Origin of the sequence: Klebsiella sp. JN_Kp126 (genome assembly GCF_033843325.1) — a bacterium.
GTDB lineage: Bacteria > Pseudomonadota > Gammaproteobacteria > Enterobacterales > Enterobacteriaceae > Klebsiella > Klebsiella michiganensis.
This window is the reverse complement of sequence record NZ_JAWXQV010000044.1, coordinates 1-22,893: the sequence shown is the minus strand read 5'-3', so window position 1 is coordinate 22,893 and position 22,893 is coordinate 1. Positions and strand designations below refer to the sequence as shown.

Below are 22,893 nucleotides of genomic sequence, written 5' to 3'. Positions count from 1 at the left end.
TAAAACGCGAGCCCCGGTCTGCGCTTCGCGACCGGGGAAAAACCTATAATAGCCGGCCCATTTTCAGCACGGCGGCGACGTTTCTCGCCGTCATACGCACGTTTTCGGCGGCATTTTCCAGTGCTTGCTCCAGGGTGCAAACTGAATAAATCACGCTGAATACCGCATCCAGGCCGTGCTGATGCACGACGCCGACGTCAGCCGTCAGGCTCCCGGCAATGCCGATGACCGGCAGGTTGTAGCGTTTTGCCACCCTCGCCACGCCAACCGGCACTTTGCCGTGAACCGTCTGGCTATCGATACGCCCTTCGCCGGTGATCACCAGGTCCGCATCCGCCACGATATCGGCAAGATGGAGCGCATCGGTCACAATCTCAATGCCCGGCCGCAGCTTTGCGCCGCAAAAGGCGTACAGGCCCGCGCCCATTCCCCCCGCCGCGCCGCCGCCTTCAAGATGCAGCACATCAAGTTCTAAATCGCGATGGATAATATCGGCAAAATGGGCCAGCGCGTTGTCCAGGCAGGGGATCATCTCCGCCGTCGCCCCTTTCTGCGGCCCAAATACCGCCGTCGCGCCCTGTGGTCCCGTCAGCGGGTTAGTAACATCGCAAGCGACGTCAATACGACAGCCGGCCAGGCGTTTATCAAGTTCGCTAACGTCGATGCGCGCGAGGCTCTCCAGCGCGCGTCCGCCGGCGGCAATCTGCTGGTTATCTTTGGTCAGCAGTTTCGCCCCCAGCGCCTGTACCATCCCGGCGCCGCCGTCGTTCGTCGCGCTGCCGCCGATGCCGATAATAATTTGCCTCACTCCGGCATCCAGCGCATGGCGAATCAGCTCGCCGGTCCCCCATGAAGTGGTCAGCAAAGGATTTCGCCGCGCCGGCGGTACGCTCTCCAGGCCGCTTGCCGCCGCCATTTCAATAAACGCGCACTGCCTGTCGCCCGACAGGCCATAAAAGGCCTCCACGGGTTCACCGAGCGGACCGGTGACGGTGACCGCAATCCGGCATCCCTGGGTCGCGGCAACCATGGCTTCAACGGTTCCTTCGCCACCGTCGGCAACCGGCAGCTTAACGTACTCCGCATCGGCGTAAATTTCCCGAAAACCTTGTTCTATCGCGGTTGCGACATCCAGCGCACTCAGGCTCTCCTTGTATGAATCCGGTGCGATCACTATCTTCATATGCTGTCCTTAAAATGAACGATTACCCGACGCCGTGCAGGAAACCGGTCCCCGAAGGGACCGGTATTTCTTTAGCGCACCATGCACGGACGCTTGTTATCAAACGTCCAGTTCGGGATCAAATACTGCATGCCCATCGCGTCATCGCGCGCGCCCAGGCCGTGTTTCTGGTACAGCTCATGAGCTTTCATTACCCGATCCATATCGAGCTCCACGCCCAGACCCGGTTTCGCCGGTACCTGTACCATCCCGCCTTTAATTTCAAAGGGCTCTTTGGTCAGACGCTGGTTACCCTCCTGCCAGATCCAGTGGGTGTCGATGGCGGTAATTTTACCCGGCGCTGCCGCCGCCACGTGGGTAAACATCGCCAGCGAGATATCAAAGTGGTTGTTAGAGTGCGAGCCCCAGGTCAGGCCAAACTCGTGGCACATCTGCGCCACGCGGACGGAACCCTGCATGGTCCAGAAGTGCGGATCCGCCAGCGGGATATCGACGGACTGCAGCGACAGCGTGTGGCCCATCTGACGCCAGTCGGTCGCGATCATATTGGTCGCCGTCGGCAGGCCGGTGGCGCGGCGGAACTCCGCCATCACTTCGCGTCCGGAGAAGCCCTGTTCTGCGCCGCACGGATCTTCCGCATAGGCCAGAGAGCCTTTCAGGTATTTGCCAATTTTGATCGCTTCATCCAGCGACCACGCGCCGTTCGGATCGAGGGTCACGCGCGCCTGCGGGAAGCGCTTCGCCAGCGCAACGATGGACTCCGCTTCCTCTTCCCCGGCCAGTACGCCGCCTTTCAGTTTAAAGTCATTAAAGCCATATTTCTCATACGCCGCTTCCGCCAGGCGCACCACCGCATCCGGGGTCATCGCTTCATCATGACGCAGGCGATACCAGTCGCATTTGTCATCCGGCTGGCTCTGATACGGCAGCGGCGTGGCTTTGCGGTTGCCGACGAAGAACAGGTAGCCGAGCATTTCCACTTCGCTGCGCTGTTGGCCATCGCCCAGCAGAGACGCCACGTTCACGCCCAGATGCTGGCCCAGCAGGTCAAGCATCGCCGCTTCGATCCCGGTCACTACGTGAATTGTGGTACGCAGATCGAAGGTCTGCAAACCGCGTCCACCGGCGTCGCGGTCGGCGAAAGTATTGCGCACGGCGGTCAGCACGTTTTTGTATTCACCCAGCGTCTTACCGACCACCAGCGGGATCGCGTCCTCCAGGGTGGTGCGGATTTTCTCTCCGCCGGGGATTTCACCGACGCCGGTATGGCCGGAATTATCTTTGATCACCACAATATTGCGCGTGAAGAACGGGGCGTGCGCGCCGCTCAGGTTCATCAGCATGCTGTCGTGGCCCGCGACCGGAATGACCTGCATAGAAGAAACAACGGGGGTCGAAAATTGTGCGCTCATAATTTAGTCCTTATTCAAATCAGTGACGGCCGAAAACGGGGCGTTTACGGTCAAAAGTCCATCCGGGGATCAGGTACTGCATTGGGCCTGCGTCATTACGCGCGCCGCCGGGCAGCTTTTTATACGCCTCATGCGCTTTCTGTACCTGCTCCCAGTCCAGCTCAACGCCAAGTCCTGGCGCGTCCGGAACAGCAATTTTTCCGTGCTTAATCTCCAGCGGATTTTTGGTCAGGCGGCAATCTCCCTCCTGCCAAATCCAGTGGGTATCAATGGCCGTGGGGTTACCCGGCGCCGCCGCGCCGACGTGGGTGAACATGGCCAGTGAAATATCAAAGTGGTTATTGGAATGGCAGCCCCAGGTCAGGCCCCAGTCATCGCACAGCTGCGCCACGCGCACCGCGCCGGACAGGGTCCAGAAGTGCGGATCGGCCAGCGGAATATCCACGGCGTTCAGCATCACCGCATGGCCCATTTCGCGCCAGTTGGTGGCGATCATGTTAGTTGCCACCGGCAAACCGGTGGCGCGGCGAAACTCCGCTATCACTTCGCGGCCGGAAAAGCCCTGCTCGGCGCCGCAGGGGTCTTCGGCGTAGGTCAGCACATCGTTCAGCCCTTTGCACAGGGCGATGGCTTCATCCAGCAGCCAGGCGCCGTTAGGGTCGACCGTAATGCGCGCATCCGGGAAACGCTTCTTCAGCGCGCGGGCGGTTTCGATCTCCTGCTCGCCGGGCAGCACGCCGCCCTTGAGTTTGAAATCTTTAAAGCCGTAGCGATCCTGCGCGGCCTCCGCCAGGCGCACCACCGCCTCGCTGTTCAGCGCCTCCTGATGACGCAGGCGATACCACGCGTGGCTGCCCGGCGTGCTGTCCAGATAAGGCAGAGCGGTTTTGGTGCGATCGCCCACGTAGAACAGGTAGCCCAGCACGGTTACCGCATCGCGCTGCTTGCCCGGCCCCAGCAGTTCGCAAACCGGCACGTTGAGCGCCTTGCCCAGTAGATCCAGCAGCGCAGCCTCCAGCGCCGCCACCGCGTTCACCCGCAGTTCGAACGTCCAGGCGCCTTTACCAAAGGTGTCAAAATCCGCGGCCTGGTTGCCTTTATGCACCTGCTGAACCACTTTATTCAGGCGGGCGATTTCCTGCCCCAAAACCATCGGGATAGCATCCACCAGCGTCTGATAAATCACCTCGCCGCCGGGCGCCTCGCCGACGCCGGTATTGCCAGCGTTATCGGTCAGCACCACGATGTTGCGGGTAAAGTACGCGTTATGGGCACCGCCGATATTGAGCAGCATACTGTCCTGCCCGGCCACCGGGATAACCTTCATGTCGGTGATAACGGGGCTCGATTGCGTTGTCATGATGATTGTCCTGCCACAGGTTTCAGTTCAATACGCTTAATATCACCCACCAGCACCAGATAGCTCAGTACCGCCACCAGCGCATGGACCCCCACATAAATCAGCGCGCCGTTAAACGAACCGGTGGTGCCAACGATGTAGCCAATCGCAATCGGCGTCACGATACCGGAGATATTGCCGAACATGTTGAACAGACCGCCGCTCAGGCCGCTGATCTCTTTCGGCGCCGTATCCGCCATGACCGCCCAGCCCAGCGCGCCGATGCCTTTACCGAAGAAGGCCAGCGCCATAAAGCCGATGATCATCCACTCCACGTTGACGTAGTTACAGAACACCATCACCATCGACAGCAGCATCCCCATCACGATCGGCGTTTTACGCGCGATATTCAGCGAGCCGGTACGACGCATCAGCCAGTCGGAAATAATCCCGCCGAGCACCCCGCCCGCGAAGCCGCAGATAGCTGGCACCGAAGCGACAAAACCGGCTTTCAGAATGGACATGCCGCGCGCCTGCACCAGATAAACCGGGAACCAGGTGATAAAGAAATAGGTTAAAGCGTTAATGCAGTACTGTCCGATATAGACGCCAATCATCATGCGGGAGCCCAGCAGCTGCTTAATTTGCCCCCATTTTACGCTAAACGGCACTTTGGCTTTGGCCGCCGCCTGATCCATGTTGATAAGCGCGCCGCCTGCGGCGATGTAATCGAGCTCTTTTTGGTTCACGCCCGGATGCTGGTTGGGTTCATGAATCACCTTCAGCCAGACAAAGCTGATGATAATCCCGAGGCCGCCCATAAAGAAGAACACGTGCGACCAGCCCACCTCATGGGTCAGCCACCCCATGATTGGCGCAAAAATAACGGTGGCAAAGTATTGCGCGGAGTTAAAGATAGCCACCGCTGTGCCCCTCTCCTGCGCCGGGAACCACGCCGCGACGATACGGCTGTTTCCGGGGAAAGAGGGCGCTTCGGCCAGGCCGACAAGAAAACGCAGGGTAAACAGCGCGACGATAATGCCGAAGCCGCTGAAGATATCAACGAAGCCCTGCAGCAGGGTAAACATGGACCAGATAAAAATGGACCAGAAGTAGACGCGTTTTGAACCGAAACGGTCAAGCAGCCAACCGCCCGGGATTTGGCCGATCACATAGGCCCATGAGAACGCGGAGAAAACATACCCCATGCCAACGGCGTCAAGACCAATATCTTTGGCCATCTCCGATCCGGCAATGGATAAGGTGGCGCGGTCGCCGTAGTTGAAGGATGTGACGATAAACAGCATCACCACTATCCAGTAGCGAGCATTGGTGCGCTTTTCAGCGCCGCTCGCCGCCTGACTTAATGAACTCATTGTTGCACTCCTGAATCATAGCGTTAGCTACGTTCATTCTGAACAGCACAACCTGTAGGGTACTCAGAATGACGTGTTAGTGTTTTTCATTGTTTTCGTTATATCTGGCACTGCATTGGGAACTGGCAGGGAAAGTATAAAAAGAGGGGCTGGCGGGCTCACCGTGCAAATACACAGCTTTCACCGGCTGAGTAAATGTGATTTATGGCGTATGCCTAATGAGATGGGGGATGGTTCACGGAAATGAAAAACCGCGCGCGTTCAGAGGCGGAAACGGCGGTGCAAAAGGCAGGAGTGTGAATCAACTCTCTTGACCCCGTGAAATAGCCCGGTAAAGGCCCTGGCATTACACAGGTTTTAAGGCAAATGCCCGAAGCCAGCTACGCGGAGAATTGGTACGATCTTTTTGACCGTTAATCTGGCTCTGGCATTGAACATCAGTAAAAAAGGAGCGCCCTCTAGTGTAGGGAGAGGGCGAAACTTTTTAATCGAGCAGCGACGCCCACTGCGTTACCCATGGGTTAGAGACGCTTTCGGGTTCCGGATCTTCGCTGGCGTCAATCATCAGCATCTCGCCAACGCGCGTGCCGCCCTGTTCCTGCAATAACGCATCAAACTTTAAGCCGCCGCCGCAGAAGTTAGCGTAGGTGCTATCGCCCAGGGCGATAATCCCATAGCGTAAATGCGGCTGATACATATCTTTGATGCCTTCGTACAAGGGCACGATACTGTCCGGTAAATCGCCCTGTCCGGTGGTCGATGTCACCACCAGCACATATCTACCGCTATACGACTCCCAGTCTTTGACCTCGGGATCCTCAAAGACTTTCGCCTGATGCCCCAGCCCGCTCAAAATAGCCTGCGCCTCTTCGGCGACCAAGAGCGAATTTCCATACATCGTGCCGACAAAAATTCCGACTTCTGCCATGACTATCTCCCTGAATTGACCTGTATCTCTTCATCCTGACCGCAGTCGTCGGCAAACTCAACCCTTTCATTTAGCGGGAGAAGGCCGCGCCAGCCAAACTGCGACAGCGCGCGCATCCAGACGTCGTCAAGACCGGCGCGAATAACCAACGGTTCGCCGGTAAAGGGATGCGTTAACGAGAGCTGGCTGGCGTGCAGCATCAGCCGATCGCAGCCAAAGTGCGCCGCCGCGCTGCGATTCTGCCGCAAATCGCCGTGTTTGCTATCGCCGATAATCGGATGGCGAAGATGGGCAAGATGGCGACGTAGCTGGTGTTTACGTCCGGTTTTCGGTTCCAGCTCCACCAGGCTATAGCGGGTCGTGGGGTAACGGCCGGTCGCCACCGGCATCTCTACCGTCGCCAGGCCGCGATAATGCGTCACCGCCGGCTGCGGGTCTTTATTTTCGCGGGCAAACTTATCGGCGATTTTATCCAGTTCCTCAACCAGCGGGTAATCAAGCACCGCTTCGTCGTTCAGCCAGCCGCGAGCGATCGCATGATAGCGTTTCTGCATTTGATGCTGCTCGAACTGCTGCGACAGCAATCTTCCCGCTTCGCTCGACAGCCCCATCAGCAGCACGCCGGACGTCGGCCTGTCGAGGCGATGGGCGGTGAACACGTGCTGGCCTATCTGGTCGCGCACGGTCTGCATCACCACCACTTTTTCATCACGATCCAGCCAGCTGCGGTGCACCAGCCAGCCCGATGGCTTGTTCACCGCGACCAGCCACTGGTCCTGATATAAAATCTCCAGCATCAGGCTTCGCCGCCGGCAAACAGCGCATCCAGCAGGACCAGTTCGGCCAGCACCCGCTCGCGCACGGGGTGAGCATTATCCAGAGCCATCTCATAATAGGGCGCAACGGCGAAGTTCTGCGGCAGCGGCGTTCCGCTTTCCAGAAGCTGGTGCATACGCGGAATCAATACCCACTGCAGCCATTCAAGCGGCTCCATGGTGTCGAGGCAAAACGGCTGTTCGCTGGCAAACGCGCGGCTATCGGGGGCACTATCCTGCCAGTGTTCCGTTTCGCGCAGCAGCGCTTCAATGGCGAGCAGGCGCTCGCGCACGCGATGGTCAAGAGTCATGGGAAACCTCGGTGAGTTAAAAACCGGCGCAGAATAGCAAATTCAGACGAGAAATAAAAAAAGGGAGCACTGTATAAAACAGTGCTCCCGGTTCGTTTTGCAGCAATCCAGCTACATTGGTGCTCCCTGCTCGTCCTTGAAAACTTTTCCTGAGGTCTCCTGACCATGTTCATCCATAAACAGTTGCATCCTGCTTTCACACCACCCCGATGCGAAATAACTCATCCTTAAGTCTGTCCTGATCTTCCTGATCCACCGAACGTCCCGCTCGGCTCTCGTTCTCCTTCCTGGAGGTGTCCTTTTACGCAATCCTGCGTTATCCTGTGCTTCATCCTGAAGCCTGTCCTTGCAACGCCATCCTGGCGGGTCCTGCAGAAGCGTCGTCATCCTGATGTTCACTTCCTTTATCAACTCCCTGTCGATGTGTATAGAATCCCTGATTCCGCCCTGTCTTACAACCCTTGTTAAGACAATATCTTAAGATTAATCGTCAGTATCCTTAATGAGAAAATCATTAATCACTTGAAAAATATTATATTTCTTAAAATACAACCCCTGGAGGATCGGCTTAAATGATGACGATCTCTTACAGGTCTTGTAAGAGATCTCTCACAAAAGTTTGGGTACTGTGGATTACAGAACTGGCTTAAGGGAATTAAGGAAACTCGCAAGCGAGGGAGAAAGGGTCGTCCGTTTTCGGGTGCCGAGGGTCTCTTTGATCACTTCACCGCTCATATTACAGACCGAAATGACCTCCAGTTCGCTGTCCAGCGTGGCGATAAACAGCGTGGGCGACAGCTTCAAACGCTTTTGCACCAGCAGATGACCAATCAGATTCTCCTGCACCCGCTGGAAATCATCCGGGCTCCAGGTTTGCAGCAGCGTCATGGTTTCATCGGCAGTTTCATCGGCAAAACGCGCCTGCATATCACCAGCAAACTGAGTGGTATAATAAGCATGAAGCGGTTGTTGTACCACAATCTCCAGCGCCCGTTCAACCGCGTCAATATTTTGTGCTAATGAAAACGGCTGCGGCTGCCAGAAAACGCCGTCATCATCCGTGCCGTTGACGCACGGCGACGGGATACCGTAAAGCTCTTCGCTGCGCGGCAGGCTGGAGCGCTGCTGCTGCCACGCCTCACAATAACGTTGGGTAAATGCTTGTAGCGCTTCTGCGGTTTGCTGGTCCACCGGTTTCTCTCTTCACGTTAGACAGGATACACTTGGCATATAGTGTAACCGCTTTAACTATGGTGAAACATGTCTTCTTACGATAATCATCAGGCGCTGGCCGGCCTGACGCTCGGAAAATCAACCGATTACCGCGATACCTACGACGCAAGCCTGCTTCAGGGCGTCCCGCGCAGCCTGAACCGCGACCCGCTGGATCTGCACGCCGATAACCTGCCGTTTCACGGTGCCGATATCTGGACGCTGTATGAGCTCTCCTGGCTGAACGCCAAAGGCCTGCCGCAGGTCGCCGTGGGCCACGTGGAGCTCAGCGATACCACCGTAAACCTGGTGGAATCAAAAAGCTTTAAGCTCTATCTCAACAGCTTCAACCAGACGCGCTTTGCCGACTGGCAGGCGGTCGAGGCGACGCTGGCGCGCGATCTCAGCGCCTGTGCGCAAGGAGAAGTGAAGGTAGCGCTGTATCGCCTCGATGAGCTCGAAGGCCAGCCGGTCGCTCATCTGCACGGTACCTGCATCGACGATCAGGATATTGAAATCGATAATTACCAGTTCAGCGCCGATTACCTGCAGGACGCCGCGGCCGGCAAAGTGGTCGAAGAGACCCTGGTCAGCCATCTGCTGAAATCCAACTGCCTGATTACCCACCAGCCAGACTGGGGGTCGGTGCAAATCCAGTATCGCGGGGCGAAAATCGATCGCGAAAAGCTGCTGCGCTATCTGGTGTCATTCCGCCACCACAACGAGTTCCACGAGCAGTGCGTAGAGCGCATCTTCAATGACATTCAGCGTTTCTGCCAGCCGGAAGCCCTTTCCGTTTATGCGCGCTACACGCGACGAGGCGGTCTCGATATCAACCCGTGGCGCAGCAATACCGATTTTGTGCCGGCCACCGGTCGCCTCGCCCGTCAATAGTAAACATTTTCACAATTTGCGCGCGTTAACCCGCGCGCAAGGTTGTGAAAACGCCATCAGCAGGGCTATTGTAATCACAGGAAGACGATAATCGTCCTGTAAGGAGTTCACTTGATTACACATGTTAGCCCGCTTGGTTCAATGGATATGCTGTCGCAGCTGGAAGTGGATATGCTTAAACGCACCGCCAGCAGTGACCTGTATCAACTCTTTCGCAACTGCTCGCTTGCTGTGCTCAACTCGGGGAGCCTGACCGATAACAGCAAGGAGCTTCTGTCTCGTTTTGAAAACTTCGATATTAACGTGCTGCGTCGCGAACGCGGCGTGAAGCTGGAACTGATCAACCCGCCGGAAGACGCTTTCGTTGACGGGCGTATTATCCGTTCCCTGCAGGCCAACCTGTTTGCCGTACTGCGCGATATCCTGTTCGTCTACGGCCAGATCCACAACACCGTTCGCTTCCCGAATCTCGATCTTGAAAGCTCGGTGCATATCACCAACCTGGTATTCTCCATTTTGCGTAACGCCCGCGCCCTGCACGTCGGCGAAGCGCCAAACATGATTGTCTGCTGGGGCGGCCACTCGATTAACGAAAACGAATATCTGTACGCCCGCCGCGTCGGCACCCAGCTGGGCCTGCGCGAACTGAATATCTGTACCGGCTGTGGACCGGGCGCGATGGAAGCGCCGATGAAAGGCGCCGCGGTCGGCCACGCGCAGCAGCGTTACAGAGACAGCCGCTTTATCGGTATGACCGAGCCGTCGATTATCGCCGCCGAGCCGCCGAACCCGCTGGTGAACGAACTGATCATCATGCCGGATATCGAAAAACGCCTGGAGGCGTTCGTGCGCATCGCCCACGGCATCATCATCTTCCCGGGCGGCGTGGGCACGGCGGAAGAGCTGCTCTATCTGCTGGGCATTTTGATGCACCCGTCGAACAAGTCGCAGGTTCTGCCACTGATTCTCACCGGGCCAAAAGAGAGCGCCGATTATTTCCGCGTGCTGGATGAGTTTATCGTCCATACGCTGGGTGAAGCCGCCCGTCGTCACTATCGCATTATCGTTGACGACGCCGCGGAAGTGGCCCGGCAGATGAAAAAAGCGATGCCGATGGTGAAAGAGAATCGCCGCGAGACCGGCGACGCCTACAGCTTCAACTGGTCGATGCGCATTGCGCCGGACCTGCAGATGCCGTTCGATCCGACCCATGAGAATATGGCCAACCTTAAACTCTATCCGGACCAGCCGGTGGAAGTGCTGGCAGCGGATCTCCGCCGCGCCTTCTCCGGTATCGTCGCCGGTAACGTTAAAGAGGTGGGTATCCAGGCTATCGAGAAATTCGGCCCGTATAAGATTCACGGCGACCCGGCAATGATGCGCCGCATGGACGATCTGCTGCAGGGCTTTGTGGCGCAGCATCGTATGAAGCTGCCGGGCGGCACCGCTTACATCCCCTGCTACGAAATCTGTTCCTGAGTTCTCTTCTGCTCTTCTCCCGGGCGGCGGCTTACGCCCCCGGGCTATTTCTCCCCGCCCGGGCGGCACTCTTTCTCCGCTTTTTCGCTTCTCCATTCGCCCGTATGCTTTCCAGATAAATCATTCCTTTTATGAATTTTTAGCATCGCCTTTACAAAAGCCAATCGTTTGCGTTTCCAAAAACTGCAATAAATATCACCAGGAAAAACGCCTTTTAACGTAAAAACGTCGAGAACTTCGCATTTTTACAGTAAAAACCTCGTTATTACGTCGCGCCACTATTCTCTCATATGCTGAAAATGATAGCCTCCGCGCCACAAATCTCTGGCTGATCACCAGAAACAGGCTGTTGGACTAAAATTGCTTACATTTAAAGTGGATTATTGCATTTGAGATCGCGATCACTGATGCATTCACCATATAAATGTATCTTCCCGCACCAATTGTTACGGAGAAAATGCCTAAAAAACCGTATACAAACGAATTTCATATTATTTAGTCGTTTTTTTTCATTAGATTTTGTTGCTTCCTCCAGGAGATACAGATGGAAACCACTCAAACCAGCACCATCGTTACGGATGCTACCCGTAGCGGTTGGCGTAAGACGGACACCATGTGGATGCTGGGCCTGTACGGCACGGCTATCGGCGCGGGCGTCCTGTTTCTGCCGATCAACGCCGGCGTCGGCGGTATGATCCCGCTGATCATCATGGCGATTCTGGCCTTTCCGATGACCTTCTTCGCCCACCGCGGGATGACCCGTTTCGTACTGTCCGGTAAGAATCCGGGCGAAGACATCACTGAAGTGGTCGAAGAGCATTTCGGCGTTGGCGCAGGTAAGCTGATTACCCTGCTCTACTTCTTCGCCATCTACCCGATTCTGTTGGTTTACAGCGTGGCGATCACCAATACCGTCGAAAGCTTTATGCTGCACCAGCTGCATATCACGCCGCCGCCTCGCGCCATTCTTTCCCTGATTCTGATTGTCGGCATGATGACCATCGTGCGCTTCGGCGAGCAGATGATTGTGAAAGCGATGAGCGTGCTGGTGTTCCCGTTCGTGGTCGCGCTGATGATTCTGGCCTTTTATCTGATTCCGCAGTGGAACGGCGCGGCGCTGGAAACCCTCTCCCTGAGCAGCGCGACCGCGACCGGCAACGGCCTGTGGATGACCCTGTGGCTGGCGATTCCGGTGATGGTGTTTTCTTTTAACCACTCGCCGATCATCTCCTCCTTCGCCGTCGCGAAACGCGAAGAGTACGGCCAGGGCGCAGAGAAAAAATGCTCCAGCATTCTGGCCCGCGCGCACATCATGATGGTGCTGACCGTCATGTTCTTCGTCTTCAGCTGCGTACTGAGCCTCTCCCCGGCGGATCTGGCGGCGGCGAAAGATCAGAACATCTCGATTCTGTCTTACCTGGCGAACCACTTTAACGCGCCGATCATCGCCTGGATGGCGCCGATCATTGCGATGATCGCCATCACTAAATCCTTCCTTGGCCACTACCTGGGCGCTCGCGAAGGCTTTAACGGCATGGTGATTAAATCCCTGCGCGGTAAAGGCAAGTCCATCGAAATCAATAAACTGAACAAAATCACCGCCCTGTTCATGCTGGTCACCACCTGGATTGTGGCGACGCTGAACCCCAGCATCCTCGGGATGATCGAAACCCTGGGCGGCCCGATTATCGCGATGATTCTGTTCCTGATGCCGATGTACGCGATTCAGAAAGTCCCGGCGATGCGTAAATACAGCGGCCACGTCAGCAACGTTTTCGTGGTGATTATGGGCCTGATTGCTATCTCCGCGATTTTCTACTCTCTGTTTAGTTAATATCCCCCGCGCCGCCTGACGGCGGCGCTCCCGACAGCACTGGATGCATCATGATCAGCGTATTCGATATTTTTAAAATCGGCATTGGCCCTTCCAGCTCCCACACCGTTGGACCGATGAAAGCGGGCAAACAATTCACGGACGATCTTATTGAGCGCGGGCTGCTTTCCGAGGTAACCAAAGTCGTCGTCGATGTCTACGGCTCCCTTTCCCTGACGGGAAAAGGCCACCATACCGATATCGCGATTATTATGGGCCTGGCGGGCAACCTGCCGGATACCGTCGACATCGACACGATTCCCGGCTTTATCCAGGATGTCAACACCCATGGCCGCCTGATGCTGGCAAATGGCCAGCAGGAAGTGGCGTTCCCGGTCGATCAGTGCATGAATTTCCACGCCGACAACCTGTCGCGGCATGAAAACGGCATGCGTATTACCGCCCTCGGCGGCGAAAAGGTTCTCTACAGCCAGACGTATTACTCCATCGGCGGCGGGTTTATCGTCGATGAAGACCATTTCGGCGTGACCCGCGAAGCGCCGGTCGCCGTACCTTATCCGTATAAAAACGCCGCCGATCTGCAGCGCCACTGCCGCGAAAGCGGGCTATCGCTCTCCGGTCTGATGATGCAAAACGAGCTGGCGCTGCACAGTAAAGAAGCGCTGGAGCAGCATTTTGCCGCGGTCTGGGAAGTGATGAGCAGCGGAATTGAGCGCGGCATCACCACCGAGGGGGTTCTGCCGGGCAAGCTGCGGGTGCCGCGTCGCGCCGCCGCGCTGCGCCGGATGCTGGTAAGCCAGGACAACACCAACAGCGACCCGATGGCGGTCGTTGACTGGATTAACATGTTCGCCCTGGCGGTTAACGAAGAGAACGCCGCCGGCGGACGCGTCGTGACCGCGCCGACCAACGGTGCCTGCGGTATCGTACCTGCGGTGCTGGCCTACTACGACAAGTTCATCCGCAAAGTGAACGCCAACTCGCTGGCGCGCTATATGCTGGTCACCAGCGCCATTGGCTCGCTCTATAAGATGAACGCCTCGATTTCCGGCGCCGAAGTGGGCTGCCAGGGTGAAGTCGGCGTAGCCTGTTCAATGGCGGCGGCCGGTCTGGCTGAACTGCTTGGCGGCAGTCCGGGTCAGGTATGCATCGCGGCGGAAATTGGTATGGAGCACAACCTCGGTCTCACCTGCGATCCGGTTGCCGGCCAGGTGCAGGTGCCGTGCATCGAGCGTAACGCTATCGCAGCGGTCAAGGCGGTCAACGCCGCGCGTATGGCCCTGCGCCGCACCAGCGAGCCGCGGGTGTGCCTCGATAAAGTCATCGAGACCATGTACGAAACGGGCAAAGATATGAACGCCAAATATCGTGAAACCTCGCGCGGCGGCCTGGCAATGAAGATTGTCGCCTGCGATTAACGCCCCCTCCCGGTATGCTGCGGCATGCCGGGCTTCCTTTCCCTGCCCTCCTCCTTCATTTATGTTATATAAATGATAATTTAGTTATTTATTAGTTATAAAGACGATTTGTTACCTTACGGAAAAACCGCTCAAGGAGAACAAATCATGCTCAGATTATCCCGCCCGGCGCTGCTGCTACTGCTTGCAGGCTTATCCGCTTCCGCGCTGGCGAAAGCGCCGGAGACCGTGAATATCGGTTATCAGAAAGCTAATATCTTCGCGCTGCTTAAATATCGCGGCACCCTCGATGAAAGCTTCAAAAAGCAGGGTATCGCCGTCCGCTGGATTGAATTTCCCGCCGGGCCGCAGATGCTGGAAGGGCTGAACGTCGGCAGCATCGACCTCGCCGCCACCGGCGATGCGCCGCCGGCCTTTGCTCAGGCGGCGCAGGCGGATCTGGTCTATTTAGCCCACTCCCCGGCGAACCCAAAAACCGAGGCCATCGTGGTGGCGGAAAACTCGGCAATTAAGAGCGTGGCCGATCTTAAGGGCAAGCGCGTGGGGCTCAATAAAGGCTCCGACGTAAACTACCTGCTGGTGACCGCGCTGGAGAAAGCCGGGCTGAGCTATAAAGATATCACGCCGGTCTATCTGCCGCCTGCTGACGCCCGCGCCGCCTTCCAGCGCGGCGCTATTGACGCCTGGGTTATCTGGGATCCGTTCCTCGCCGAAGTGGAAACGAACGCCAAAGCGCGACAGATTGGCAATGCCGAAGGGCTGGTGCCGCACTACACCTTCTACCTGGCCAGCCGCAAATTTGCCGACACCTATCCGGATACCGCAAAGCAGGTGGTGGATGAGCTGGGTAAACTGAGCGAATGGGCCAACAGTCATCAGGAGGATGCCGCCGGGATCCTCTCCACCTCAACCGGGCTGGATAAGGCTATCTGGCTGAAGACGCTGGCGCGTCTGCCTTATGGTGCCGAGCGTATGACGCCTGCGGTCTATAACGAACAGCAGGCGCTGGCGGATACCTTCACCCGTATCGGCCTGCTGCCGGTGAAAGTCGATGTTCGCAGCGCGACCTGGTCGCTGGATAAGCAGTAAGCCTTCCCTTCCCGGGTCGCGGCGCAGGCGCCTTACCCGGGCTACCGGCCCGCAGACGACGGTGGATCCGTAGCCCGAGCGCCGCCTCCGGGAAAAACCTCCCGCCCCACAGTTCAGCCCCTCACCCTTCGGGGAGAGGGGGACCGGCAAAATTAACTCACCTTCTCTTCACTTCCGACCGCGACCTGCGCGCCGTAGCGATAGCCTGCGCCCGGATGCGGCGCAGCCAGCCGCGGGCCGGCGCCAAACAGCTTCTCGCGCAGGGTTCCCTCGCGATACTCCTGCTTAAACACGCCGCGCTTTTGCAGCTCCGGAACCAGCAAATCCACCACGTCGCGGAAGGTTTCGTGGGTCACCGCATAGGCGAGGTTAAACCCATCGACGTCGGTCTCTTCGACCCAGGACTGCAGCTCATCGGCGACCGTCTGCGGGCTGCCGACCACCAGCGGCCCGAAGCCGCCGATCCCCGCCCAGTCCGCCAGCTTCTGCACGGTCCACTGGCTGTTCGGATCGGCGGTGGAAAACGCCTCTACCATCGACTGAATCGCGTTGGTATGCAGATACTCCAGCACCTGATCCGGCTGATACTGACCAAGGTCGATGCCGGTCCAGCCGGAGAGCAGAGCCAGCGCCCCTTCGTAGCTGACGTACGGTTTATACTCCTGCCATTTAGCCTGAGCTTCACGGTCGGTTTCGCCGACGATGACCGTCTGCATATTGAAGATCAGGATGCTGCGCGGATCGCGCCCGGCCTCCTCGGCGCGACGGCGAATATCCGCCACCGTCTTTTTCAGCAGCACTTTCGACGGCGCGCCGACAAATACGCACTCCGCGTGGCCGGCGGCGAACTGCTTGCCGCGGCTGGAGGCGCCCGCCTGATAGAGTACCGGCGTACGCTGCGGCGACGGCTCGCAGAGGTGGATCCCCGGCACCGAGAAGAAGTTCCCCTGATGGTTAATCGGGTGAATTTTTCGCGGATCGCTGAAGATCTTACGTTCCCTGTCGCGCAGCACCGCGCCATCCTCCCAGCTCCCCTCCAGCAGCTTATAGACCACCTCCAGATATTCATCGGCATAGTCGTAGCGGGCGTCGTGGTCGGTCTGCGCTTTCTGGCCAATATTACGCGCCCCGCTCTCAAGATAGGAGGTCACGATATTCCAGCCCACTCGCCCCTTCGTCAGATGGTCGAGCGTCGACAGGCGGCGGGCGAACGGATAGGGATGCTCAAAAGAGAGCGAAGCGGTCAGACCGAATCCGAGATGCTCCGTCACCAGCGCCATCGGCGTAATCAGCGCCAGCGGATCGTTGACCGGCACCTGCGCCGCCTGGCGGATCGCCGCATCGCCGTTGCCGTTCAGCACGTCATAGACGCCCAGCACATCAGCGATAAATAGCCCGTCAAACTTGCCCCGCTCCAGCAGACGCGCCAGGTCGACCCAATACTCGAGGTCTTTATACTGCCAGGAGCGGTCGCGCGGATGGGCCCACAGCCCCGGCGACTGATGGCCGACGCAGTTCATATCAAAAGCGTTCAGACGAATTTCACGTTGTGATGACATAGCACTCTCCACGGCGCGCCCCGCTGTCGGGACGCGCGCATAATCATTAAAGGAATCAGGGGATAAAAGGCGTTCAGAACGCCGGACATCGGGCGGATTGTTTGACGCCCAGGGTCCGCAGCGCTTCGTCGGCCACGGCGGCGGCATGGTCGGCCACCTGCGGCAGCCCCATTAATTCTCCGAAATACGCCCGCGCGGCGGGTCCGGAAACCAGCAGATTGGGCGTAATCCGCCCTTCCCGGCCTATCGCCCGCGAGCGTCGATCGACGTCCAGGCCAAGGCCGAACGCATCGGCGCGAATCAGCCCACGCTGGCTCAGCTGACGCAGCAGCGGCTGGCTGTCGGTCAACCCGCCGTGCGCCGGGCCGGTGGTTAAAATAAAGTGGTCAGCGCTCACCCGCAGCGTTTCACCGCGCCGGGACGTCAGGGTTAGCGCCAGCTTTTGCGCGTCGCCTTCCAGCGCCGTCAGCCTGGCCGCCAGCACCCGCAGGCTGCCGTCGCGCTGGCGCTGCTCAAGGACCCCGGCGACCTGCGGAGCGATACGGTAGCGGTGAACGTCCCAGTAGCTGCGCAAATGACGCAGGAAGCGCTGGCGATCGGCCACCGTCAGCCCCTGCCAGATGCTCTGCCCCTGATTACGCACCGCGTCCAGCACCACCTGCCAGGCCTGTCCCTGCTCCGCCGCGCGCTCGATATCCAGACGGATTTGCCGCAGCCGCTGGCGCAGCGTTCCGAGATCGTATTCGCCAGGCCAGGGTTCACTACTGCCGCTGAGATTGCTGCGGGACAGCAGCCCGCGGCGTGAAAATGCCGCGATCGGCCCCCGATGGCCCAGACGCGTCAGGGTCGCGACGGTGTCCGCCATCGTCAGGCCGGTGCCCATGACCGCGACGCTCGCTTCCGGGGCGATAGTTGCCAGCACGCCCGCTCGCCAGGGGTTAGCGATGAGCGCCGGATGCGTTGCGAACGGCGTCGCCAGCGACGGCAGCGACGGCGGCGGATGGCTGATGGCCAGCACCAGCAGATCGGCCTGCAGCCGACGCCCGCCGTCGGTGACAACTTCACCATGATTAACGCTCAGCGCCTGCTCGCGCAGATGCGTCAGCCGCCCGCCGCTGGCGCGCGCCTCCTCGGCGAAACGCTGGGCGACATAGCGGCCAAACTGACCGCGCTGCGGATAGACCGCGCCGTCTGCCAGCAGGGCATGCGGGTCATCCGCAAAGGCGGGCTGGCTGCGGTACCAGCGATCGAACGCGCCCTCCTCTTCACCGGCAAGCTGCATCCGCGCGGCAGGAACGTTAATCCGATGGCTCGGTTCGGTCGTGGAGTAGGCCACGCCCGCGCCGGGCACCTCGCGCGGCTCCAGCAGCGTGACCCGCACGCCAACCGGCGCCAGGCGCAGGAGATGAATCGCCACCGCCGCACCGCTAAATCCGCCGCCGACAATCACCACGTGCGGTTCAGTTTGCATAGCCCACCGCCTTCACAAATCGGTGTAACATACGCGCCTCCTCAGCTTGCGCTGACCTGTTTCACCGGACGCTTATCGCCGCCGATGGTTTCGCCAAACGGGCCGGTATTGACGCTACGCGCCTTCGGCTGATCGTGGCCTGCCAGCGGCAATAGCGGCATGACCAGGTCAGCGAAACGATGGGCTTCTTCCAGATGCGGGTAGCCGGAGAAGATAAAGTTGGTGATACCGAGCGCCTGATATTCACGAATGCGTTCTGCCACCTGCTGCGGATTGCCGACCAGCGCCGTCCCGGCCCCGCCGCGCACCAGCCCCACGCCCGCCCACAGGTTCGGCGCAATACGCAGATTGTCGCGCGATCCTTTATGCAGCGAACTCATTCGCGCCTGGCCGGTGGAGTCCATACGGGCAAAAATTTTCTGCGCCTGGGCGATAGTTTCGTCATCAAGGTGTGAAATCAGCCGATCGGCGGCGGCCCACGCCTCCTCTTCGGTTTCGCGAACAATCACATGCAGACGAATCCCGTACTGCAACGTGCGGCCCCGGGCGGCGGCGCGCTCGCGCACTATCGCCAGCTTTTCGGCCACCAGCGCCGGCGGCTCCCCCCAGGTCAGGTAGGTATCGATTTGATCGGCGGCGACGTCGATGGCTTCCTCAGAGGAGCCGCCAAAAAACAGCGGCGGGCCGTTTTCCTGTACCGGCGGAAACAGCACTTCCGCGCCTTCCACGTGGATATGCTCGCCGTGATAATCCACCTTTTCACCTTTCAGCAGGCGCGAGTAGACGTCGAGAAATTCGCGGGTGACCTGATAGCGTTCGCCGTGGCTGAGGAAAATACCGTCGCCTTTGTTCTCCACCGGATCGCCGCCGGTCACCACGTTAATCAGCAGCCGACCGCCCGACAGGCGGTCGAGCGTCGTCGCCATCCTCGCCGCCAGCGTCGGCGGCTGCAGGCCCGGACGAACGGCCACCAGATAGCGCAGGCGGCGGGTCAGCGGCGCCAGCGCCGAGGCCACCAGCCAGGAGTCTTCGCAGCTTTTCCCCGTTGGGATCAGCACGCCGTAATAGCCGAGGCTGTCGGCCGCCAGCGCCACCTGCTGCAGGTAAGGCAAATCAACCGGGCGTCCGCCCTCCGAGGTGCCCAGGTAGCGGCCATCGCCGTGGGTGGGCAGAAACCAGAACACGTTGATTTTATCGTCGGTTTTTTGCGTCATTATCCATTTCCTATATAACCATATCCGATATTTATCGAAGAGTTGTTTTAATTTGGTTATATGAGTGTTAGCGATAATCGTGCCAATGGTGAATAAAAAATTAACAGTATAAATTCAGTGAGTTACAAAAAGCCGAACCTTACGCCGCTGTTGCAAATGCCGCAGCCAATGCGTCCGGACTGCGGCATTTGCAACAGACCGGCGAGTTAGCCCTCTGGTTTCCGTCCCCGGCACAGGATAACTTCAGGGCATCAAATACCGGAGGTCACCATGCTGAATCCTGAATTTCCATCCTCTACGCCCGCGCTGATCGACCCGGCGTCAAAAGCGTTTCAGAGCCTGCTGGATAAACTGGCCCCCACCGAGGCGACCGTGCTGATTGTCGGCGAAACCGGCACCGGTAAGGAGGTCGTCGCCCGCTACCTGCATCACCATAGCCCGCGCCGCCACCGGCCGTTTCTGGCCGTCAACTGCGGCGCGCTCAGCGAAAGCCTGGCGGAAGCGGAGCTGTTCGGCCATGAAAAAGGGGCGTTTACCGGCGCGGTACAAGGCCATCCCGGCTGGTTCGAGGCGGCGGAGGGCGGCACCCTGCTGCTCGATGAAATCGGCGAGCTTAGCCTGCCGCTTCAGGTCAAACTGCTGCGCGTTCTGCAGGAGCGCTAAATCACCCGCGTAGGCTCGCGCAAGGCCATTAAGGTGGACGTGCGGGTGATCGCCGCCACCCACGTGGACCTGATGCAGGCCATCCGCGAGCGTCGTTTCCGCGAAGACCTCTACTATCGCCTGAATATCGCCCTCGTCCCGCTGCCGCCGCTGCGCCAGCGTCGCCAGGATATTCCCGTACTGGCGGACCATTTTCTCTCGCTCTACGCCCGCCGCCTGGGCCGCCCGGCTCGTCGTCTGGCCCCGGAGACGCTGGCAAGGCTGATGGAGTACCCCTGGCCGGGCAATATTCGCGAGCTGGAAAACACTCTGCATAACGCGGTATTGCTGAGTAAAGAAGAGGAGATCGGCCCCGCCCAGCTGCGGCTGACGACGCTGAACAATGAGCCCTCGGCGGCGGGCGATAATGAGCTCGACGATTTTATTCGTCGTCAGCTTTCCCTGCCGGGCGAGCCGCTGTGGGAAAGGGTCACCGGGGCGTTGATACGCGGCGCGATGGCCCACAGTGACGATAATCAAAGCCAGGCCGCGGCGCTGCTCGGTATTAGCCGCCACACGCTGCGCACGCAGCTGGCCAATTTTGGCATCATTAAAAGCCGCCGCCGTCAGGAGCCTCTCTTCGGCGCGGCGGTCAACAGCGTCTCTCGCGACCGGGAATTGCGCATCGGCTTCCAGCGCTTCGGCAATCTTGGCATTCTGAAAGCGCGGCAAAGTCTCGAGCAAGCCTTTGCCAGCCGCGGCGTCAGCGTGCTGTGGAGCGAATTCCCCGCCGGGCCGCAGCTGCTGCACGCCCTCGCCTGCGATGAGATCGATTTTGGCACCACCGGCGAAGCGCCGCCGGTTTTCGCTCAGGCGAGTAACGGCGAGCTGGTCTACGTCGCCTGGGAACCGCCCGCTCCGCAAAGCGTGGCGATGGTCGTCCCGCAGCACAGCGACATTCGCACCATTGCCGATCTGCGCGGCAAGCGTATCGCGCTGAATAAGGGCTCTAACGTGCACTGGCTGCTGCTGCATATCCTGGAAGAGGCCGGGCTGGCATTAAACGACGTCAAAGTGGTCTATATTCCGCCGAAATATCCGCTGACCGCCAGCGATTACCTGGCGGTGGACGCCTGGATGATGTGGGATCCGCTGCTCAGCGACGCGGAATATAGCGGCGAATTACGGGTTGTTGCCAGCGGCGAGGGGCGCGTCAATAACCACCAGTTCTACCTGTCGCGCCGCGACTACGCCAGCCGCAATAGCGATATCATGCAGCGCCTGTTAGCCGAGCTGGCGCAGACCGGCCAGTTTATTGACCAGCACCGGGAGCAAGCCGCCGGACTGCTCTCCGCCGAGCTGGGGCTTAACGCCGCCTCTCTGACGCGCGCCTTATCGCGCCGCAGCCATCGTCCGCGGCCGATGGATCTCAACGTGATTCGCGCCCAACAAAGTATCGCCGATCGCTTTTACGCGCTGGGGCTTATCCACAAACCGGTTTCGGTGCGCGAGGCGGTCTGGTACGGCGAAGCCACCAATAGCGATCTCGGCCTGCTGATGCACGTTGATTAGCCGGAAACTGCGAGTCATCTTCCTGATTTCCCTGGCGCCAATAGCCTCATCCGCGCGGCGATGTTACCCTGAAAGGCACTGCAATAAGAGCCTATTTATGAGGATATCCGTGGCCGTTCATCTGTTAATCGTCGACGCACTTAATCTGATTCGCCGCATCCACGCGGTGCAGGGGTCACCCTGCGTCGACACCTGCCTGCATGCGCTTGAACAGCTGGTGGTCCATAGCCAGCCAACCCACGTGGTGGCGGTATTTGATGATGAAGACCGCGGCCACGGCTGGCGACATCAGCGTCTGCCCGATTATAAAGCCGGGCGCGCGCCGATGCCGGAGACCCTCGAAGCGGAAATGCCGGCGCTGCGGGCGGCGTTTGAGCAGCGCGGGTTTCGCTGCTGGGCGCTCAGCGGCAGCGAAGCCGACGATCTTGCCGCGACCCTGGCGGTCAAAGTGGCGCAGGCCGGCCATCAGGCAACCATCGTTTCAACCGACAAAGGCTACTGCCAGCTGCTGTCGCCAACGATCCGCATCCGCGACTATTTTCAGAAGCGCTGGCTTGATGCGCCGTTTATCGCCAAAGAGTTTGGCGTGACGCCGGAACAGCTGCCTGACTACTGGGGGCTGGCGGGCATCAGCAGCTCAAAGGTTCCCGGCGTGGCGGGCATTGGGCCGAAAAGCGCCGCCCAGCTGTTAACCGATTTTCAGGATCTGGAAGGGATCTACGCGCGGCTGGCGGACGTGCCGGAGAAGTGGCGCAAGAAGCTGGAAGAACAGAAAGAGATGGCCTTCACCTGCCGGGACATCGCGCGCCTGCAAACCGATTTACAGCTGGACGGCAACCTCCAGCAGCTGCGGCTGTCCCGGTAGCGCCGGGCTGCGGTGCGCGCGGCTTCCCGGACGCGATGCTGCGCATCTGTGCGGGCTACCGGATCGCAGACGGTGAGCGCATTCCCCGGGTCGCGGCTTATGCCTTACCCGGGCTACCGCAGACGGCTGAATACCTGTAGCCCGGGCAAGGCGCGTCAAGCGCCGCCCCCGGGAGCAGAGCGCAGCGTGGCACCATTTCCCCGGAGGCGATGCTGCGCATCTGTACGGGCTACCGGATCGCAGACGGTGAGCGCATTCCCCGGGTCGCGGCTTATGCCTT

Annotated in this window: 17 protein-coding genes and 1 pseudogene; 7 read left to right on the top strand and 11 right to left on the bottom strand. The window is 59.1% G+C overall.

From position 1 onward, the window contains the following. Window positions 1-43 precede the first annotated feature (43 nt). From SIK97_RS04455 to syd, 8 genes are all read right to left on the bottom strand, one after another. Window positions 44-1,183: a glycerate kinase gene (locus SIK97_RS04455; RefSeq protein WP_014226599.1), complete on the bottom strand. Its 1,140-nt coding sequence runs from the start codon at window positions 1,181-1,183 to the stop codon at window positions 44-46. Between the two features lie 71 nt (window positions 1,184-1,254). Next, window positions 1,255-2,595: a glucarate dehydratase gene (gudD, locus tag SIK97_RS04450; protein WP_014226600.1), complete on the bottom strand. Its 1,341-nt coding sequence runs from the start codon at window positions 2,593-2,595 to the stop codon at window positions 1,255-1,257. A 19-nt stretch (window positions 2,596-2,614) separates the two neighbouring features. Beyond that, window positions 2,615-3,955 carry an enolase C-terminal domain-like protein gene (locus SIK97_RS04445; protein WP_057173009.1) on the bottom strand — a complete coding sequence of 447 codons (1,341 nt, stop codon included), beginning with the start codon at window positions 3,953-3,955 and terminating at the stop codon, window positions 2,615-2,617. Beyond that, window positions 3,952-5,310: a galactarate/glucarate/glycerate transporter GudP gene (gudP, locus tag SIK97_RS04440; protein ID WP_004124361.1), complete on the bottom strand. Its 1,359-nt coding sequence runs from the start codon at window positions 5,308-5,310 to the stop codon at window positions 3,952-3,954. Before gudP ends, SIK97_RS04445 begins: the two co-directional genes overlap by 4 nt. Window positions 5,311-5,794: 484 nt before the next feature. Next, the gene (locus tag SIK97_RS04435; RefSeq protein ID WP_014226602.1) at window positions 5,795-6,238 is read right to left on the bottom strand and encodes a flavodoxin; all 444 of its coding nucleotides are present in this window, start codon (window positions 6,236-6,238) and stop codon (window positions 5,795-5,797) included. A 2-nt stretch (window positions 6,239-6,240) separates the two neighbouring features. Then, complete coding sequence (gene truC / locus SIK97_RS04430; protein ID WP_014226603.1) at window positions 6,241-7,035, bottom strand: tRNA pseudouridine(65) synthase TruC; 795 nt, start codon at window positions 7,033-7,035, stop codon at window positions 6,241-6,243. Next, window positions 7,035-7,364: a YqcC family protein gene (locus SIK97_RS04425; protein ID WP_014226604.1), complete on the bottom strand. Its 330-nt coding sequence runs from the start codon at window positions 7,362-7,364 to the stop codon at window positions 7,035-7,037. The genes truC and SIK97_RS04425 overlap by 1 nt, the downstream gene beginning before the upstream one ends. A gap of 633 nt (window positions 7,365-7,997) precedes the next feature. Continuing rightward, complete coding sequence (gene syd / locus SIK97_RS04420) at window positions 7,998-8,555, bottom strand: SecY-interacting protein (RefSeq protein ID WP_014226606.1); 558 nt, start codon at window positions 8,553-8,555, stop codon at window positions 7,998-8,000. Between the two features lie 69 nt (window positions 8,556-8,624). Between syd and queF the strand changes: the two genes are divergently transcribed. The 5 genes from queF to SIK97_RS04395 all read left to right on the top strand — a co-directional run bounded on the left by queF (window position 8,625) and on the right by SIK97_RS04395 (window position 15,290). Next, window positions 8,625-9,470: an NADPH-dependent 7-cyano-7-deazaguanine reductase QueF gene (gene queF / locus SIK97_RS04415; protein ID WP_004853651.1), complete on the top strand. Its 846-nt coding sequence runs from the start codon at window positions 8,625-8,627 to the stop codon at window positions 9,468-9,470. Between the two features lie 111 nt (window positions 9,471-9,581). Then, complete coding sequence (ppnN, locus tag SIK97_RS04410; RefSeq protein ID WP_004853652.1) at window positions 9,582-10,949, top strand: nucleotide 5'-monophosphate nucleosidase PpnN; 1,368 nt, start codon at window positions 9,582-9,584, stop codon at window positions 10,947-10,949. A gap of 544 nt (window positions 10,950-11,493) precedes the next feature. Beyond that, a complete protein-coding gene (locus tag SIK97_RS04405; protein WP_032751049.1) occupies window positions 11,494-12,783 on the top strand; it encodes an HAAAP family serine/threonine permease in 1,290 nt (429 codons plus the stop codon). 50 nt (window positions 12,784-12,833) lie between these two features. Then, a complete protein-coding gene (locus tag SIK97_RS04400) occupies window positions 12,834-14,201 on the top strand; it encodes an L-serine ammonia-lyase (protein WP_057173007.1) in 1,368 nt (455 codons plus the stop codon). A gap of 147 nt (window positions 14,202-14,348) precedes the next feature. Then, complete coding sequence (locus SIK97_RS04395) at window positions 14,349-15,290, top strand: aliphatic sulfonate ABC transporter substrate-binding protein (RefSeq protein ID WP_042945985.1); 942 nt, start codon at window positions 14,349-14,351, stop codon at window positions 15,288-15,290. 152 nt (window positions 15,291-15,442) lie between these two features. On the opposite strand, the gene SIK97_RS04390 is transcribed toward SIK97_RS04395, so the two are convergent. The 3 genes from SIK97_RS04390 to ssuD form a co-directional block, all read right to left on the bottom strand. Continuing rightward, window positions 15,443-16,849: an LLM class flavin-dependent oxidoreductase gene (locus SIK97_RS04390; protein WP_014226609.1), complete on the bottom strand. Its 1,407-nt coding sequence runs from the start codon at window positions 16,847-16,849 to the stop codon at window positions 15,443-15,445. A 73-nt stretch (window positions 16,850-16,922) separates the two neighbouring features. Next, entirely contained in the window at window positions 16,923-18,320 is a 1,398-nt protein-coding gene (locus SIK97_RS04385) for an FAD/NAD(P)-binding protein (RefSeq protein ID WP_057173006.1), read from the bottom strand. Between the two features lie 41 nt (window positions 18,321-18,361). Beyond that, window positions 18,362-19,534: an FMNH2-dependent alkanesulfonate monooxygenase gene (gene ssuD, locus SIK97_RS04380; RefSeq protein WP_014226611.1), complete on the bottom strand. Its 1,173-nt coding sequence runs from the start codon at window positions 19,532-19,534 to the stop codon at window positions 18,362-18,364. 270 nt (window positions 19,535-19,804) lie between these two features. Between ssuD and SIK97_RS04375 the strand changes: the two are divergent. Both SIK97_RS04375 and xni read left to right on the top strand, forming a co-directional pair. Beyond that, window positions 19,805-21,748: pseudogene (locus SIK97_RS04375) on the top strand (aliphatic sulfonate ABC transporter substrate-binding protein). A 109-nt stretch (window positions 21,749-21,857) separates the two neighbouring features. Further along, window positions 21,858-22,613 carry a flap endonuclease Xni gene (gene xni / locus SIK97_RS04370; RefSeq protein WP_025108014.1) on the top strand — a complete coding sequence of 252 codons (756 nt, stop codon included), beginning with the start codon at window positions 21,858-21,860 and terminating at the stop codon, window positions 22,611-22,613. Window positions 22,614-22,893: the final 280 nt, after the last annotated feature.

What these genes read in the sequence shown, in the direction of transcription:
- SIK97_RS04455 (WP_014226599.1), bottom strand. Translation starts at nt 1,183, where the DNA reads ATGAAGATAGTGATCGCACCGGATTCATACAAGGAGAGCCTGAGTGCG.
- gudD (WP_014226600.1), bottom strand. Translation starts at nt 2,595, where the DNA reads ATGAGCGCACAATTTTCGACCCCCGTTGTTTCTTCTATGCAGGTCATT.
- SIK97_RS04445 (WP_057173009.1), bottom strand. Translation starts at nt 3,955, where the DNA reads ATGACAACGCAATCGAGCCCCGTTATCACCGACATGAAGGTTATCCCG.
- gudP (WP_004124361.1), bottom strand. Translation starts at nt 5,310, where the DNA reads ATGAGTTCATTAAGTCAGGCGGCGAGCGGCGCTGAAAAGCGCACCAAT.
- SIK97_RS04435 (WP_014226602.1), bottom strand. Translation starts at nt 6,238, where the DNA reads ATGGCAGAAGTCGGAATTTTTGTCGGCACGATGTATGGAAATTCGCTC.
- truC (WP_014226603.1), bottom strand. Translation starts at nt 7,035, where the DNA reads ATGCTGGAGATTTTATATCAGGACCAGTGGCTGGTCGCGGTGAACAAG.
- SIK97_RS04425 (WP_014226604.1), bottom strand. Translation starts at nt 7,364, where the DNA reads ATGACTCTTGACCATCGCGTGCGCGAGCGCCTGCTCGCCATTGAAGCG.
- queF (WP_004853651.1), top strand. Translation starts at nt 8,625, where the DNA reads ATGTCTTCTTACGATAATCATCAGGCGCTGGCCGGCCTGACGCTCGGA.
- SIK97_RS04405 (WP_032751049.1), top strand. Translation starts at nt 11,494, where the DNA reads ATGGAAACCACTCAAACCAGCACCATCGTTACGGATGCTACCCGTAGC.
- SIK97_RS04400 (WP_057173007.1), top strand. Translation starts at nt 12,834, where the DNA reads ATGATCAGCGTATTCGATATTTTTAAAATCGGCATTGGCCCTTCCAGC.
- SIK97_RS04395 (WP_042945985.1), top strand. Translation starts at nt 14,349, where the DNA reads ATGCTCAGATTATCCCGCCCGGCGCTGCTGCTACTGCTTGCAGGCTTA.
- SIK97_RS04390 (WP_014226609.1), bottom strand. Translation starts at nt 16,849, where the DNA reads ATGTCATCACAACGTGAAATTCGTCTGAACGCTTTTGATATGAACTGC.
- SIK97_RS04385 (WP_057173006.1), bottom strand. Translation starts at nt 18,320, where the DNA reads ATGCAAACTGAACCGCACGTGGTGATTGTCGGCGGCGGATTTAGCGGT.
- ssuD (WP_014226611.1), bottom strand. Translation starts at nt 19,534, where the DNA reads ATGACGCAAAAAACCGACGATAAAATCAACGTGTTCTGGTTTCTGCCC.